Origin of the sequence: Amycolatopsis sp. ATCC 39116 (genome assembly GCF_000231075.2) — a bacterium.
Taxonomy (GTDB): domain Bacteria; phylum Actinomycetota; class Actinomycetes; order Mycobacteriales; family Pseudonocardiaceae; genus Amycolatopsis_E; species Amycolatopsis_E tucumanensis.
The window spans coordinates 1-15313 of sequence record NZ_AFWY03000071.1 but is presented as its reverse complement, the minus strand read 5'-3'; the positions used below and the strand labels follow the sequence as shown (position 1 = coordinate 15313).

Sequence of the window (15313 nt, the reverse complement as noted above, 5' to 3'; positions counted from 1 at the left end):
CTTTCTCAGTGGGAACCGGCAAGTGCGGAGACGATCGCGTCGGTGTTGGACCGCATCAGCTCCAGGTAGGTCGCCGCTCCCCCGCCGGGCGCGGTGAGCGACTCGGAGTGCAGCGGGACGACCCGCACGCGCACTCCTGCCTGGTCGGCCAGCACCCGCGCGAGACGGTCGGGCTGCGAGGAGTCCGCGAAGATCGCGGGCACCCCGGCGGCGCGGATCGCCGCGGCCAGCTCGGCGAGGTCGGACGGGCTCGGCGAGGCGAGCGTGGTGCCGCTGGGCACGACCGCGCCCACGACCTCGAAGCCGTAACGCTGGGCGAGATAACCGAAGACGTGGTGGTTGGTGACCAGCTTGCGCCGCTCGGCCGGGATCGTGGCGAAGCGCTCGGCCATCCACGCGTCGAGCGCGTCCAGCTCACGCACGTACGCGTCCGCGTTGGCCCGCACGACCGCCGCGTCGGCCCCAGGCACCCGGGCCACCTCGTCCGCGATCGCCAGCACCACCGCGCGCATCCGCCGCGGATCGGTCCAGAAGTGCGGGTCCGGCTCGCCCCCGGCGTACGGAATGGGGTCGGCGGCCTCGCCCGCGGCCAGCGTCGGCACACCGGCCCGGACGGCCGCGTCGACGTTGCGCGCCACGCCCTCCTCCAGGCCCAGTCCGTTGTGGACGACCAGGCCGGCGTCCTCCAGCAACGCGGCCTCCTGCGCGGACAACGCGAACGAGTGCGGGTCCGCGCCGGGCCGCATCAGCACGGTCACCTCGGTTTGGTCTCCGGCGATCGCGCGGGTGACGTCGCCGAGGATGTTCGTCGTCACGACCACCCCGGCCCGGTCACCGGCGCCGGCACAGCCCGCCACGAGCAGCAACGCCGCCAGCGCGGCCACCAGCCGCCTCATCGTCCGGTTTCCACGAACAGCGCCGGCGCGATGCCGGTGGGCAGGGTGCGGGCGATCCGCAGGTTGTCGGCGTAGTCGATCTCGTGCACGACCCGCGCGGCGACGTCGTTCACGTACGCCCGGCTGGTGTCCAGGTGGATCGCGGCGCCCGGATCGACCGGACCGCTGATCAACGGACGGCGCGCGGTCTCCGCACCGGTTTCCGGGTCCAGCGCGTGCAGCACGCCGTCGGCGGTCAGCGTGAGCACGGCTCCGCCGGAGCCGACCGCGTTGACGGCCACCACCGGCCCGGTTTCCAGCAACCGCCAGGTCTTTTCGGTCACGTCGAGCACCCAGACACCCCGGTCGCCCGCGCGGGCGGTGAGCGTGGCGCTGCCGGGACGGTGGGTGAACTCCACCGCTCGCGGACCGCCGGCGGGATAAGGGATGTGGACCGCCGTGAAGTCCTTTTCGGACACGAGCACGGCACCGTCCGCGCAGCCGATCACCACGCCACGCCTGGTCACCGCGGACCCGCGCGGATCGGCGCAGACCGGCGACAGCACGCGTTCGGTGACCCCGTCGCGGCCGCGGACCTCGACGGCGCCGTCGGCGACCACCAGCCGCTCCCCCAGCGGGACCGCCACCCCCGCGGTTTCCCGGCCGGACAGCGCGGTGCGCCCCTCGGCCACCAGCGCGGTGACCGTGCTGTCGGCGTGCGCGGCGAGGACCGGGCCGCCGGGACGTGTGCCCGCCGCGGTGGGCGCGGTGCGGTAGTAGTGCACGTGGTCGCCGTGGTCGACCATCCAGGACCCGCTGTCCACGACGTGCACGGTGCTTCCCGCGGAGAGGTACGCGAAGCGCCCGTCGGTGGCGATGCGCTCGACGCCCGGCGCCGGCGGCAGGTCGGTCATCGACTCGGTGATCAGGTCCAGCACGCGTACGGCGCTCGCCCGGTCGGTGAGCACCAGCCGGGGTTGCGCCTCGGCGGTTTCCTCGGCGCCCTCGATGTAGCCGTGCGGCGGTTCGGCGGGCGGCGGTTCCGGGGCGCAGGCCGCGAGCGGAAGTGTGGCGAGCAGGGCGAGCGCCTTGCGCGGCACGCGGTCCCGCAGGCGCGCGGCGAGGGCCGACAACCCGAACAGCGCCACGGCCACCGCGGCGATCGTCGCGCCGGCGGCGGTGCCCCAGTGCCACGAGATCAGCAGCCCGGCCGTCGTCGCGAAGGCGCCGAGCAGCGCGGCGATCAACATCACGGCTGGGACGCGCCGCGCCCAGTACAGGGCGGCCGCGGGAGGCGCGACGAGCAGGCCGAACACCAGCAGCGTGCCGACGACGTGGAAGGACGCCACGATCGCGAGCGTGACCAGGCCGAGCAGCGCGGCGTGCGCCCGGCGCGGCCGGAGACCGAGGGTGTGCGCGGTGCGCTCGTCGAAGGTCAGCGCGACGAACGAGCGGTGCCCGAGCAGCGCCACGACCCCGGCGACGGCGAGCGCGACCGCCAGGAACAGCAGATCCCGGTCGCGGACCGCGAGGACGTCGCCGAACAGGAACCCGGTGAGGTCCACCGCGAACGACTGCGACCTGGACACGATGATCACGCCCAGGGCCAGCATGCCCACGAAGAGCAACCCGATGCTCGTGTCCTGGGATATCCGGCGCGACCGGCCGAGCGCGGTGACCCCGGCCGCCATCGCGCCGGCGCTGAGAGCCGCGCCGAGCACCGGGCTGCCGCCGAACAGGGCCGCGAGCGCGACCCCCGGCAGCATGCCGTGCGACATCGCGTCACCGAGGAAAGCCAGGCCCCGCAACACCATCCACGTCCCGGCGAGCGCGCACACGCCCGACACCAGGACCCCTCCCCACCAAGCCCGTTGCACGAAGGACACCTCGAACGGGGCGATCAACCACTCCACAGTGGGTCACCCTATAGTGAAAACGATTATCGTTACAAAGGGGAGGAGCTATGACGCGGAGCACGATCCGGACGAGCGTTGCGCTCGACGAGTGTGGGTCCGGGGCGCGCCACTCACCGGAGTGCCGTCGCAGGGAGGGCCAATGACACGGAACACCAGCCGGACGGGCGTGGCACTCAACGGAGTGTTGTCCAGGCGCGCAGCACCCACCGGAACGTCGTCCGGGGAGAACCCATGACCCAAAGCGCCATCCGAACAGGCGCGGCACTCACCAACGTGTCGGCCGGGTACGCACGACAAGTCGTCCTGCACGAGGTCTCCGCGGTCTTCCCCGCCGGCGCCGTCACCGCCCTGGTGGGCGCCAACGGCTCCGGCAAGTCGACCGCACTGAGCGTGCTGGCCGGGATCGTCCGGCCCGCCGCGGGCAGTGTCGAGCGGCCCGCCGGGCGCGCGGCGCTCGTGGTGCAGCACGACGCGGTGCCCGCGCTGCTGCCGATCACCGTCCGGGAGGCGGTCGAGATGGGGCGCTGGGCCGGCCACCCCTGGCGACGGCTGTCGCGGCGTGACCGAGCGGTCGCGGAGCGGTGCCTGACGAGGCTCGGCCTGGATCAAATCGCCGGTCGCCGGCTGTCCGCGCTCTCCGGCGGGCAGCGGCAGCGCGCCCTGGTCGCTCAGGCGCTCGCACAGGAGACGGACCTTCTCCTGCTCGACGAACCCACCGCGGCGCTCGACGTGCCTGCCCGGGAGACGATTTCCCGGACACTGCGCGAGGTCGCCGACAGCGGTGTGACGGTCGTGCATGCCACGCACGACCTCACCGAGGCCCGAGCCGCCGACCACTGCGTGCTCCTGCGACAGGGGCGGGTTCTCGCCGAAGGGCCCCCGGAAACCGTCCTCAGCCAGGACAATCTGCTCGACGCGTGGCACTGACAGGAAGGAGCAGCCATGAATCCCGAGGCAGCAGCCGGGGTCTTCACCGCGGCCAGATCGGAGTTCGCCGCCTGGTCAGGCCGCCTGTGGCGGCCGCTCGGCGAGATCCTCACCGCGCTGGCGCGGCCACGGCCGGGCGACCGCGTGCTCGACGCCTGCTGCGGCGCCGGCGCCTCCGCCATTCCGGCCGCCCGCGCGGTCGGACCCGACGGCGTGGTCGACGCGATCGACGTCGCCGAAGGGCTGCTCGACGAGGGGCGCCGGGAGGCGGCCGCCCACGGGCTGAGCAACCTGCGCTTCACGGCCGCCGACGTCCTCGCCTGGCCGCACGACGGCTACGACGTCGTGCAGAGCTCGTTCGGCGTGTTCTTCTTCCCGGACATGGACGCGGGCAGCCGCCGCCTCGCCGGGCTGCTCAAGCCCGGCGGCCGGTTCGCGGTGAGCACCTGGCGGGCCGACGGCATGTCCCGCATCGTCCCGATCGGACGCGCCGCCGCGCTGCCGGACCACCCGGAACTGGCGGACGCGCCGCCGCGGCCCAACCACAGCGCCCGCGTCGACACGGCGGACAAGCTCGCCGGCTGGCTGTCGTCGATCGGCCTGCGGGACGTCGAGGTGCGGGAGGTCGCCTACGTGCAGCCGCTGCACCCGGAGGACGCCTGGACGTTCTACCTCGGCTCGGCGATGCGCGGCTTCGTCACCGGCCTGCCCCCCGACGCGCTCGACCGGGTCCGCGCCCGCTTCTTCGACGGGCTGCGCGAAGCCGGGCTCGACACACTCGACGCGGGCACGCTGATCGGTGTCGGACGCCGGCCCTAAACCCCATCGCCGTCATCCCATCCGGTGAATCCGGGCCGAGACCCGTCCCAGGAGTGTTGAACTGTGTTCACACTGTCCGCGGAGGTGGGTGGCGTGGCGGACCGGGCCGAGGTGGAGATCCGGACGGCGGTCGTGGACGACGAGGTCGTGCGCGTGCACGTCGCCGGGGAGGTGGACCTGCTGACGGTCCCGTCGCTGGCCGAGGCGCTGGCCGCGGCCGGGCGGCTCTCGCCCCGGCTCATCGAGGTCGACCTGTCCGCTGTGGACTTCCTGTCGGTGTCCGGCGCCGCCGAGCTGGCCCAGACCGCGGCGCGGATCCCGGTCCAAGTCGGACCGGCCAGCCACGCCTCCAGGGTGGTGCTCGCCGCCGCGGGACTGGACCACCTGCTCGCCTGACAGGACAGTGCCGGCCCCCCGAAGAGGGCCGGCACTCGAAGTGTGGTCCGGATCAGTACCAGTGTGCCCTGCCGCCGACCTTCCGGCCGGTGCCACCGAGGATCGCCAGTGCCGCACCCACGACCAGGAGCACGATCCCGATCGTCCAGATGATGTTGATGCCGGTCAGCAGACCGACGATGAGCAGGATGACGCCAAGAACGATCATGGCAACTCTTTCTGCCTGCAGGACGGGCCGCGCCGCCGGTCCTGCTCCGATGGGGACCGGCCAGCGATACCCGGACGGGTGATCGCGCAAACCCGGTACGCCCCGGTACGAGGCGAAGTTGCTGCGTCGCGACCACACCGTTGCGCCACGTAGACCAAGAGCGTTTGCGAACCGGTCAGTACCCTTCCGCTCCGCCGTTGCGGCGGGGGTCCGCACAGGACCGCAGCGACCCGCCGTCCAGCGTGACGCCCTCGAAGTTGCCGGTCAGCGAATGCCACGGCCCGAGATCACGCAGCCACAGCCCGCGTTCGGCGCAGCGGCGCCGGAACTCGCGGTCCACGCCGGGCGCGAACCCGTGCTCCAGCGTCACGCCCGGCAACCACCCGGCGGCCGGCTCGTGCGGCCGCACCCCGAAGCGCGGCGCCGCCACCGACTCCTCGATGGACATCCCGAAGTCCAGGAGGTTCACCAGGTTCTGCAGCACGCACGCCACCAGCGACACCGACGGCGACCCGGACGCGATGACCGGCACGCCGTCCCGCAGCACCAGGTTGGGCGCCAGGTAGACGGTGGCCCGCTCCCCCGGCCACGGCATGCCGCGCTGGAAGAACGACCCGCCGCCGGAGAGCTGGAACCCCTCCGCGAACAGCCCGTTCACCCACGGCGAGGCCATGTGGGAGTGCGTGACCGAGGCGATGTTGCGCTGCTCGTCCACCACGGTGACGTGGATCGTGCCGGGCACCGGCGTCGGCACGGACGGCGGCAGCGCGCCGAGCCGGTCCATCCGCCGGGCCGCGAAGTCCTTGGACAGCAGCGTTTCCACGTCGGCGGCGGCCGTGCGCGGTGGCGCGTAGTACACCTCGTTGTGCACGGCGACCAGCAGGTCCAGCGTGTCCACGCAAGAGTGCGCGGGGCCCGGCAGGTCCACCAGCTCCAGCATGTTGAGCGCCTCGATGAGCTGGCACCCGCCGTCGTCCGGCGGCGCGGACGCCACGACCTCCACGTCCCGGTAGGTGCCACGCAGCGGCTCGGACCACTGCGCCTCGTACGCGGCGAAGTCCTCGGTCGTGATGACCCCGCCGCCGCGGGCGCACTCGGCGGCGAAGGCCCGCGCGAAATCGCCCAGGTAGTAGTCCAGGTCCTCGTCCCGCAGCCGTTCCAGCGTGCGCGCGACCCGGTCCTGACGCAGGGTGCCGCCGGGCGCGATCAGGGTGCCGCCCGGCAGGAACGCCTCCCGCGCCTGCTCGTGACACCCGAGTTCGGCGCGGTGCGCGTACATCTCGCCGAACAGGTAGGGGTTGACCGCGAACCCGTCCCGCGCGAGCTGGACGGCGTCCCGCAGCAGCCGATCCCGGGACAGCCTGCCGAACCGGTCGTGCGCGGCGCGGAAGGCAGGCCACCAGCCGGGGACGGGGACGCCCCGGCCGGTGGTCAGGTCGGCCCCGGTGAACCCGGGCAGCGGCGCGAGCGGGGCGGCGACGTTGCCGTTGAGGTAGCTCGCCTCGCCACTCGCGCCGTCCCAGTGCAGCATCTCCAGGCCGCCGGTCAGCGCCGTCATGTGTGGTTCGACCACCAGCTGGGTGGCCGCTGCCGCGAGCGCCGCGTCGGCAGCCGTGCCGCCGTCGCGGAGCACGTCGAGCCCGGCCCGCACCGCGAGCGGGTGCGAGGTGACCACCATGCCGCGCTCGGCCACCACCGGCTCTTTCGGGCCGTAGGCGGCCGAACGGGCCAGTTCGTCCGCGGTGCGGGCGTCCATCAGGCCTCCGCCATCGACTTGCGGCGCTGCTCGTCGACCGCGGCGGGCATCGCGAACAGGGCGACCAGGATCGAGACGGCGCAGATCGCCGTCATGTACCAGCCGAACGCGGCGTTGGTGCCGGTGAGGTCGAACAGCCACACCGCGATCAGGCCCGCGGTCGAGCCCAGCGCGGTGGTGCCGATGTTGTAGTTCAGCGCCGACGCGCTGGCCCGCACCTCGGCCGGGAAACTCATCACGTAGGCCGTCGTCAGCGGCGCGCCGACGAAGTTGTTGATGAAGGTGAACGCGACCACCGCGACCACCGCCAGCCACAGCGAGCCGGACCCGATGGCGAGGAACGTCGGCACGGTCAGCACGACGAACAGGCCGTAGCCGACCACGAGCGGGATCCGCGCGCCGTGCTTGTCGGCGAGCTTGCCGCCCCAGATCGCCGGGATCGGGCCGATCGCGTATGTCAGCAGGGAGGCGAGCAACGCGTTGTTCTCGGCGAACCCGGCCTTCACCATCGCGGTGACGAAGTAGGCCTGGATGACGAACGAGCCGACCCGCTGCCCGGCGCCGAGGCCGATCGCCCGCAGCATCGCGCCCCAGTGCTCGCGCACGGCGGTGCGGAACGGCGTCTGCTTGACCTTGTTCTGCTCGGCCAGCTCCGCCATTTCCTTGAACTGCGGGGTTTCCTCGACGTGACGGCGGATGTAGATGCCGACCAGCGCCATCGGGATCGACAGCAGGAACGGGATGCGCCAGCCCCAGTCGTTGAACGCCTGCGCCGGCATCACCGAGATCACCAGGTAGGACACCAGGGTGGCGAGCAGCGGACCGACCGAAGTGGACGCCACGGACAGCCCGGCGAGGTAGTTGCGCCGGTTGCCGCGCTCGTGCTCGAAGATGAAGTTGGCGGCCGTGGTGTACTCCACGCTCGCCCCGATGCCCTGCAGGACCCGGCAGAACAACAGGATCATCGGCGCCGCGATCCCGATCGCCGCGTAGGTCGGCAGCAGCCCGATGCCCGCGGTGCCGACGCTCATCACCGCGATCGTCAGCAGCAGCACGAACCGGCGGCCCTTGATGTCGGCCAGCGGTCCCAGCACGATCGCCGCCAGCGGCCGCAGCGCGTAGGACAGCACCACGCCCGCGTAGGTCGACAGCAGCGCGGCGGTCGCGTTGCCCTCCGGGAAGAACTGGCGGGAGATGATCACGGCCAGCGTGCCGTAGAGGCCGAAGTCGTAGTACTCGACGACGTTGCCGAGCATCGCGGACATGATCACCTTGCGCCGCGAGCGCAGGTCCGTCGAGGCGGGCGCGGACGCCCGCGTGTCGTGGTCGGTCAACGGATCTCCTTGCGGGGGTTCAGGGCCGGAAGCGGTCCGGCCGGAAGGGCTCCAGCATCGGGTGGGGCTCGCCGGTGCGGATCTCGCCTGCCAGCAGCTCCCCGGCGATCAGGCCGAGCGTGGCGCCGGAGTGGGTGAAGGCGACGTGGCACCGCGGCACGGCGGACAGCTCGCCGAACACCGGCTCGCCGTCGCCGGGGATGGGCTTGCGTCCGAGCTTCCAGGACGCGGCGGTCAGCGTGACCCCGCCGTCCAGGAGCGCGGAGGCCTCGGCGGCGAGTTCCTTGACCACCGACTCGTCGATCGAGCACGTGCCGTCGGCCGCCTCGGTGATCCGGTCCTCGTACCAGTGGTGGTCCAGGGCGAACGTGCCGCCCGGGTTGGGCCGCAGCGCGACGCGCGGGGTGTTCAGCACGGACTTGACGCCGGTCTCGGCGGGTTCGGTGAGCACGAGCATCGACAGCGGGGACGCGTCCGGGATGGTCACGCCCAGCTCCGCGACGACGGCCGGGGTGGCGGCGCCGCAGGCCACCACGACGGCGTCGCCCTCGAACCGCTGTCCGCCCGCGGTGGTCACCCCGGTGGCCACTCCCCCGGCGGTCGTGACGCTCGCCCGGCCCGCGCCGGTGACGATCTCGCCACCGAGCGCGGTGAACTCCGCGGCCAGGTGCTCGATCAGGTGCGGCAGGGACACCCAGCCCTCGCCCGGGTTGTGCACGGCCACCTCGGGGAACGCGGCCGGGTCGAGGCCCGGGTGGCTCGACACCAGCTCGGAGTCGTAGCCGTGCGCGACCTCGGCGCGGTGCCGGTCCCGCATCGCGTCCTCGTCGAGGCTCCAGTGCAGGCCGCCGTCGAAGCGGAGCCACTCGCGGGCGGGGTCCTGCGCGAAGAGCGTGCGGTAGCGGTCGATCCCGGCCATCCGCAGCGCGTGGTAGGCCGCCGAGCGGGTCCCGGCGGAGTTGAGCCAGGACAGCGACCGGCCGGAGGCGCCGTCGGCCAGCTCGCCCTCGGTCACCAGCGTCACCGCCACGCCGTCGCGCTGCAGGTGCGTGGCCGTGGAGACGCCGAGAACGCCCCCGCCCACCACGACGACGTGCTTGCCTGCGGTCATCGGGAAAGATCCCCCTTCTGGGCGTGTGCCCGTTCGATGATGCGAAGGACGTCCACCGCGTCGCGCGGATCGACCGGTGGTTCGCCGCCGGTGGCGATCGCGGTGGCGAGCAGCCGGTAGAACTCGCCGTAGTCCCCGGGTTCCGGCTCGACCCGGCGGGTGTCGCCGCGGACGCCGAGCGTGCCCCAGTTGTCCCGCGGCTCGTGCCCGAACCCGTCGTCGCCGGGCCGGGCACCGTTCTTCAGCGCGTCCTCCTGCGGGTCCAGGCCGTGTTTCGTGTAGCCGGCCCGGTCGCCGAGGACGTGGAACCGCGGGCCGGGCAGCGCGGCGAGACCGGTCATGAACAGCCGGGACCGCGTGCCGTTTTCGTGGGCCAGCACCAGGAACGTGTCGTCGTCGCCGTCGCCCGCGCCGCGGCGGAGGACGTCGGCGTGCACGTGCGCGACCGGGCCGAACAACTGGATCGCCTGGTCGATCAGGTGGGTGCCGAGGTCGTACAGGATGCCGCCGCCCTCTGCGACGCCCGCGTGCGCCTTCCAGTCGCGTGGCCCCTGCGGCTTCCACCACTCGAACCGGGACTCGAAGGTGTGCACCCGGCCCAGCTCACCGTCGTCGATCAGGCGCCGCAGAGTGCGGAAGTCGCCGTCCCAGCGGCGGTTCTGGAACACCGTGAGCACGCGGCCGGCGAGGTCGGCCTGCTCGATCAGCGCCTCGCCCTGCTCGCTGGTCACCGCGAACGGCTTGTCCACCACCACGTGCAGGCCGTGGCCGAGCGCCTCCGCGGCGAGGCCGGCGTGTGTCGCCGGCGGGGTGCCGATCACGACCAGGTCCAGCTCGTGCGCGAACAGCTCGCCGGGGGTCGCCAGGACCGTCGCGTGTGGATACTCGGCGCGGGCTTGTGCTGCGCGCTCCGGGTTTCCGGTGACGATGTAGTCGAGCGAGTAGTTCTCGTCGGCGGCCAGGAACGGGGCGTGGAAGATCCGCCCGGACACCCCGAAGCCGATCACGGCGGTGCGGATCACGACTCCACCCCGTACACGGTGCGGGCGCGCTCGGCGGAGATCCGTCCTTCGGCGACGTCCCGGCGCACCTGGTCCGGGTCACGCTCGGACGGCGGCCCGTAGCCGCCCGCCCCGGCGGTCCGGATCGACACGCGGTCGCCGGGCTGCAGGCGGGTGTAGCCGTGCTCGACCGGTTGCGCCCCTTCGGAGAGCTCGACCCCGGCGCTCGCGCCCGGCCCGCCGCCGAACAGGCCCCACGGCTGCGAGCGCTGCCGCGAGGTGTCCAGCCAGAAGTGCACGTCGGACTCCTCGACGCGGACCGTGCGCCGGATGCCCATGCCGCCGCGGGTGCGGCCGTCGCCGCCGGAGTCGTCGATCAGCGCGTACTCCTCGACCACCAGCGGGTACTCGGTCTCCAGGGCCTCCACCGGCAGGTTGCTGGTGTTGGTCATGTGCACCTGCACGCCGTCCATGCCGTCCTTGCCCAGCCGCGCGCCGCAGCCGCCGCCGATCGTCTCCAGATAGACGAAGTAGCGGCCGGTGCGGCTGTCCACCCCGGAGAAGTGCACGCCGGTGTTGGCGCCGTTGCTCGCCGCGGTCACGGTCTCCGGCACCGCATCGGCGAGTGCACCGTGGATCAGGTCGACCACGCGCTGGCAGGTCTCGCTGCGGCCGTTGACGGCGGCGGGTTCGGCGCAGTTGAGCACCGATCCACGCGGGGCGTTGATCGTGACCGGCCGGTGCAGGCCGGCGTTCGGGATGATGTCCGGGTCCACCAGCGTCTTGAGCGAGTAGTAGACCGCCGCGTACAGCGCGGTCCACACGACGTTGACGCTGGCCCGGACCTGCGGCGGCGCGGTGAAGTCGAACGTGACCTCGTCCCCGTGCACGGTGACGGTGACGCCCAGGTCGAGTTCGTCGTCCAGCTCGGGGCAGTCGAAGCGGTCCGCGAAGGTGTAGGTGCCGTCGGGAACCCTCGCGATCGCCGCGCGGGTGCGGCGCTCGGTGTAGTCGAGCAGCGCCGCGGCCGCCGCCACGAGCGTGTCCCGGCCGTACCGCGCGGCCAGCTCGGTGTAGCGGGTGACGGCGAGCCGGTTCGCGGCGATCTGGGCGCGCAGGTCCGCGCGGCGCTCGTGCGGCACCTGGCAGTTGAGCAGGATCAGCTCGAACAGGTCGTGCTGCAGCTCGCCCCGGCGCATCAGCCGCACCGGCGGGATGCGCAGGCCCTCCTGGAAGATGTGCGCGTGGCCGCGGTCGCCGAAGTCGGCGTGGTGGGCCAGGTTCGCCACCCACGCGGTGATCTCGCCGTCCAGGAACACCGGCGACACCAGCACGATGTCCGGCAGGTGCGAACCGCCGCCGGTGAACGGGTCGTTGCCGATGAAGGTGTCGCCCTCCTCGATCGTCCCGGCCGGGTAGCGGCGGGTGATCTCGTCGACGATGCCCATCAGCGAGCCCAGGTGCAGCGGCGAGCCGCCCTCGTCCTGGGCGAGCATCCGGCCCGCGGCGTCGAACAGCGACGCGGTGCAGTCGCGGCGTTCCTTGATGTTGGTCGAGTAGGCGGCGCGCACCAGCGTCTCGCCCATTTCCTCCACGATGGACGACAGCGCGGAGCCGATCACCTCGACCAGCACGGGGTCTTGCATGGTCTTTCCTTCCGTGTGGGTCATCGGCCCACTGTCACGACGAGGTTGCGCAGCTCGTCGACGACCGCGACGTCGCCGGGGAGCAGCAGCGTGGTGGTGTCCATCTGCTCGACGACCGCGGGGCCGTCGAGGCGGTGGCCGGGTTCGAGGAGCCTGCGGTCGTACACCGGGCATTCGGTGAACCCGCCGCTTTCGGGCAGGTAGACCTCACGGGTGGCGCGGATCGCGGCGCTCGCGTCGGCGTCGCCGAGCGGGGCGCGGTGCAGCTCGGCGCGGGACACCTCTCCGATCGCCCGCAGGCGGAAGGTGACCACCTGGACCGCGTCCTCGGCCGAGGAGTAGCCGTACATCCGCTCGTGCTCGGCGGCGAACCGCTTGGTCAGCTGCGCGACGGTGTCCGCGGTGATCTCGCCCTCCGGGAAGGGCACCGGCAGCTCGTGGTTCTGGCCCGCGTAGCGCATTTCGGCGAACCGCTCGACGCGGCGGCGCTCGGCGGGGACGTTCTCCTCCGCCAGCCAGGCCGTCGCTTCGGCCTCCAGTTCGGCGAACACGCCGGCGACGGTGGTTTCGTCGGGCGGCGAGATGCGGGTGCGCAGGAAGTCGGCGCGGATGTCGGTCATCAGCAGGCCCGCGGCGCACTGCGCGCCCGGTGTCTCCGGCACCAGCACGGTGCGCATGCCCAGCTCGCGGGCCAGGCGCACCGCGTGCAGCGGGCCGGCGCCGCCGAAGGGCACCAGGACGTAGTCGCGCGGGTCGTAACCGCGCTGCACGGAGATGACGCGGATGGCGCGGGCCATGTTGGCGGTGATGACGCGCACGATGCCCTGCGCCGCGTCGAGCACGTCCATCCCCAGTGGACCGGCCACTGTGGACACCGCTGCGCGGGCCGCCCCGGCGTCGATCTTCATCTGCCCGTCCAGCAGGTACTCCGGGTTGAGGACCCGCAGCACCACGTTGGCGTCGGTGACGGTCGGCTCCGTGCCGCGGCCGTAACACGCCGGGCCCGGATCGGCGCCCGCGCTGCCCGGGCCGACCTTCAGCGCGCCGCCCGCGTCGATCCACGCGATCGAGCCGCCACCGGCGCCGACGGTGTGGATGTCCAGCATCGGCGCGCGCACCGGCCTGCCGTCGATCTCGGTGCCGCTGGAGGACTTGGGCACGCCGTCCTGGACGAGCGAGACGTCGGAGGAGGTGCCGCCCACGTCGAAGGTGATGATGTCCGGGTAGCCTGCCGCGCGGGCGATCTCGGCCGCGCCGACCACGCCGGTGCTGGGTCCGGAGAGGACCATGCGGGAGGGCATCCGCTCGGCGGTCTCGAACGGGATGATTCCGCCGTTGGACTGCGTGACGTGCGGGGTGGCGCGCAGGCCGAGCTCGCCCAGCCGGGTGCGCAGTTTCGCGAGGTAGCGGGCGACCACCGGGCCGAGGTAGGCGTTGACGACCACTGTGGACAGACGCTCGTACTCGCGGAACTCCGGCAGCACCGCCGAGGACACCGAGACGTGCACGCCGGGCAGTTCCTCGGTGAGGATGCGCTCGGCGGTCCGCTCGTGGCCGGGGTCGACGAAGCTGTAGAGGAAGCAGACGGCGACGGCTTCCACGTTCTGCTCACGCAGCTCGCGGGCGAGCGCGCGGACCTGCTCCTCGTCGAGGGGGCGCTCCACCCGGCCGTCGTGGCGGACCCGCTCGTCCACCTCGAGCCGCAGGTCGCGCGGCACCAGGGCGGCCGGCTTGTCGGCCTGCAGGTCGTAGAGCGACGGACGACGGCCGCGCCCCAGTTCCAGCAGGTCGCGAAAGCCCGCGGTGGTGAGCAGGCCGGTGCGCGCGCCGCGCTCGGTGAGCAGCGCGTTGGTGCCGACCGTGGTGCCGTGGGCGAAGTAGCCGACGTCGCCGAGGTCGCGTCCGCCGATCTCGTCGAGCAGCTGGGAGACGCCCGTCACGATCGCCCGGCCGGGGTCGTCCGGGGTGCTGGACACCTTGCGCACATAGAGGCGCCCGGTCTGCTCGTCGAGGGCGCAGACATCGGTGAACGTGCCACCGGTGTCGACGCCGATCCGAAGTGTCATGTGCTGGGCCTCGCTTGAGTGAGAACCTTCTCAGTACCTGTTGGGTGAGAACCATCTCAGTCGGTAGTAGTCTCAGTCAAGACTTGATTCGCTGACGGCTCGTTACCGGGGGAGGCGCGCAGGTGACCACGCACGGAGCCTCGCTGATCGACGTGGCCCGCGCGGCCGGGGTGTCCACGGCGACCGCGGGGCGCGCGCTCGGCGGGTACGGGCAGGTCAGCGAGCGGACCCGGGAGCGGGTGCTGGCCGCGGCGGCCGAGCTGGGGTACCGGCCGAACGGGCTGGCGCGCAGCATGGTCACCGGCAGCACGCAGACGATCGGCGTCGTGGTGACGGACGTGGCGAACCCGTTCTTCGCCACCGCGTTGCGCGGGATCACCGACGTGACGTCGCCCGCCGGGTTCGAGGTGCTGCTGGCCAACACCGGCGGTGTGCTGGAAGCCGAGCAGCGGGCGGTCAGCGTGATGTCGGAGAAGCGGGTGGACGGCGTGATCGTCGCGGCGGCGCGGCCGGGCGAGGGGGCGCACCTGCGGCGGGCGATGGACGCCGGGGTGCCGGTCGTGCTCATCGACCGGCAGGTCAGCGGGGTGCCGGAGGCCGACAGCATCACCGTGGACAACGACCACGCGGCGGCGGAGGCCGTCGGGCACCTGACGGAGCTGGGGCACCGGCGGATCGGGGTGATCACGGAGGCCGGGGACCAGCTGGCGCGGGTGCGCACGGGTAACCGGCGGCGCGGGCTGTTCCCGAGCGCGGTGCGGCTGCGCGGGTATGTCAGCGCGCTGGAGGCGGCGGGGTTGCCGGTGGACGCCGGGCTGGTGGCTTCGGCGCGGTACGACCGCGAGTCGGCCTACGACGCGATGAACCGGCTGCTGGACCTGCCGGAGCCGCCGACGGCCGTGTTGTGCACCGACAACGTGCTCGCGTCGGGCGCCTACCGGGCGGCGCAGGACCGCGGCCTGCGGATGCCGACGCAGCTGTCGCTGATCGGCTTCGACGACGAGCCGTGGACGACGCTGGTGCGGCCCGAGCTGACGATCGTGGAGCAGCCGACGTACGACCTGGGCGCCCGCGCCGGACGGCAACTGCTGGACCGCATCACGGACGGCAATGCGCCCCGGCGGCCGCAGCACATCCAGCTCCGGGCGAAGCTGGTCGCGCGCGGGTCGACCGTGCCGCAGTAGCGGTTCGCCGCCGCGGGTGGGATCCGCCGCGGTTGCGGGGCTGTGCACGCCTCCCGCCCGGTCACGCCCGGCAG

12 protein-coding genes and 1 pseudogene are annotated in these 15313 nt (G+C 72.9%); 4 read left to right on the top strand and 9 right to left on the bottom strand.

The features are described from left to right. Positions 1-5: 5 nt before the first annotated feature. Together aztC and aztB are read right to left on the bottom strand one after the other, a co-directional pair. Positions 6-896, bottom strand: coding sequence for a zinc ABC transporter substrate-binding protein AztC (gene aztC / locus AMY39116_RS0338435; protein ID WP_020422906.1), 891 nt, complete (start codon positions 894-896; stop codon positions 6-8). A gap of 1076 nt (positions 897-1972) precedes the next feature. Next, positions 1973-2788 (bottom strand): annotated as a pseudogene (gene aztB, locus AMY39116_RS47735) (zinc ABC transporter permease AztB); the annotation flags it as partial. A gap of 234 nt (positions 2789-3022) precedes the next feature. Between aztB and aztA the strand changes: the two are divergent. The 3 genes from aztA (at position 3023) to AMY39116_RS0338415 (ending at position 4933) form a co-directional block, all read left to right on the top strand. Next, positions 3023-3718: a zinc ABC transporter ATP-binding protein AztA gene (aztA, locus tag AMY39116_RS0338425; protein WP_020422904.1), complete on the top strand. Its 696-nt coding sequence runs from the start codon at positions 3023-3025 to the stop codon at positions 3716-3718. 15 nt (positions 3719-3733) lie between these two features. Continuing rightward, positions 3734-4537, top strand: a complete 804-nt coding sequence (locus AMY39116_RS0338420; protein WP_020422903.1) for a class I SAM-dependent methyltransferase — start codon at positions 3734-3736, stop codon at positions 4535-4537. Positions 4538-4600: 63 nt separating this feature from the next. Then, entirely contained in the window at positions 4601-4933 is a 333-nt protein-coding gene (locus AMY39116_RS0338415) for an STAS domain-containing protein (RefSeq protein WP_020422902.1), read from the top strand. A gap of 52 nt (positions 4934-4985) precedes the next feature. Here AMY39116_RS0338415 and AMY39116_RS46915 read toward each other — a convergent pair whose 3' ends face one another. The 7 genes from AMY39116_RS46915 to AMY39116_RS0338380 form a co-directional block, all read right to left on the bottom strand. Beyond that, positions 4986-5141, bottom strand: a complete 156-nt coding sequence (locus tag AMY39116_RS46915; RefSeq protein ID WP_020422901.1) for a DUF6131 family protein — start codon at positions 5139-5141, stop codon at positions 4986-4988. Positions 5142-5316: 175 nt separating this feature from the next. Beyond that, positions 5317-6897 (bottom strand): gamma-glutamyltransferase, encoded by a 1581-nt coding sequence (locus AMY39116_RS0338405; RefSeq protein WP_020422900.1) that lies wholly within the window; start codon positions 6895-6897, stop codon positions 5317-5319. Continuing rightward, complete coding sequence (locus tag AMY39116_RS0338400; protein WP_020422899.1) at positions 6897-8231, bottom strand: MFS transporter; 1335 nt, start codon at positions 8229-8231, stop codon at positions 6897-6899. Before AMY39116_RS0338400 ends, AMY39116_RS0338405 begins: the two co-directional genes overlap by 1 nt. 19 nt (positions 8232-8250) lie before the next feature. Further along, positions 8251-9342, bottom strand: coding sequence for an FAD-binding oxidoreductase (locus tag AMY39116_RS0338395; RefSeq protein ID WP_020422898.1), 1092 nt, complete (start codon positions 9340-9342; stop codon positions 8251-8253). Beyond that, entirely contained in the window at positions 9339-10364 is a 1026-nt protein-coding gene (locus AMY39116_RS0338390) for a Gfo/Idh/MocA family oxidoreductase (protein WP_020422897.1), read from the bottom strand. Before AMY39116_RS0338390 ends, AMY39116_RS0338395 begins: the two co-directional genes overlap by 4 nt. Next, entirely contained in the window at positions 10361-11989 is a 1629-nt protein-coding gene (locus AMY39116_RS0338385) for a hydantoinase B/oxoprolinase family protein (RefSeq protein ID WP_235716308.1), read from the bottom strand. Before AMY39116_RS0338385 ends, AMY39116_RS0338390 begins: the two co-directional genes overlap by 4 nt. A gap of 20 nt (positions 11990-12009) precedes the next feature. After that, the gene (locus AMY39116_RS0338380) at positions 12010-14055 is read right to left on the bottom strand and encodes a hydantoinase/oxoprolinase family protein (protein ID WP_020422895.1); all 2046 of its coding nucleotides are present in this window, start codon (positions 14053-14055) and stop codon (positions 12010-12012) included. Between the two features lie 122 nt (positions 14056-14177). On the opposite strand from AMY39116_RS0338380, the gene AMY39116_RS0338375 reads away from it, so the two are divergent. Then, positions 14178-15239, top strand: a complete 1062-nt coding sequence (locus tag AMY39116_RS0338375; RefSeq protein ID WP_020422894.1) for a LacI family DNA-binding transcriptional regulator — start codon at positions 14178-14180, stop codon at positions 15237-15239. The last annotated feature ends 74 nt before the right edge of the window (positions 15240-15313 follow it).

What these genes read in the sequence shown, in the direction of transcription:
- aztC (WP_020422906.1), bottom strand. Translation starts at nt 896, where the DNA reads ATGAGGCGGCTGGTGGCCGCGCTGGCGGCGTTGCTGCTCGTGGCGGGC.
- aztA (WP_020422904.1), top strand. Translation starts at nt 3,023, where the DNA reads ATGACCCAAAGCGCCATCCGAACAGGCGCGGCACTCACCAACGTGTCG.
- AMY39116_RS0338420 (WP_020422903.1), top strand. Translation starts at nt 3,734, where the DNA reads ATGAATCCCGAGGCAGCAGCCGGGGTCTTCACCGCGGCCAGATCGGAG.
- AMY39116_RS46915 (WP_020422901.1), bottom strand. Translation starts at nt 5,141, where the DNA reads ATGATCGTTCTTGGCGTCATCCTGCTCATCGTCGGTCTGCTGACCGGC.
- AMY39116_RS0338405 (WP_020422900.1), bottom strand. Translation starts at nt 6,897, where the DNA reads ATGGACGCCCGCACCGCGGACGAACTGGCCCGTTCGGCCGCCTACGGC.
- AMY39116_RS0338395 (WP_020422898.1), bottom strand. Translation starts at nt 9,342, where the DNA reads ATGACCGCAGGCAAGCACGTCGTCGTGGTGGGCGGGGGCGTTCTCGGC.
- AMY39116_RS0338385 (WP_235716308.1), bottom strand. Translation starts at nt 11,989, where the DNA reads ATGCAAGACCCCGTGCTGGTCGAGGTGATCGGCTCCGCGCTGTCGTCC.
- AMY39116_RS0338380 (WP_020422895.1), bottom strand. Translation starts at nt 14,055, where the DNA reads ATGACACTTCGGATCGGCGTCGACACCGGTGGCACGTTCACCGATGTC.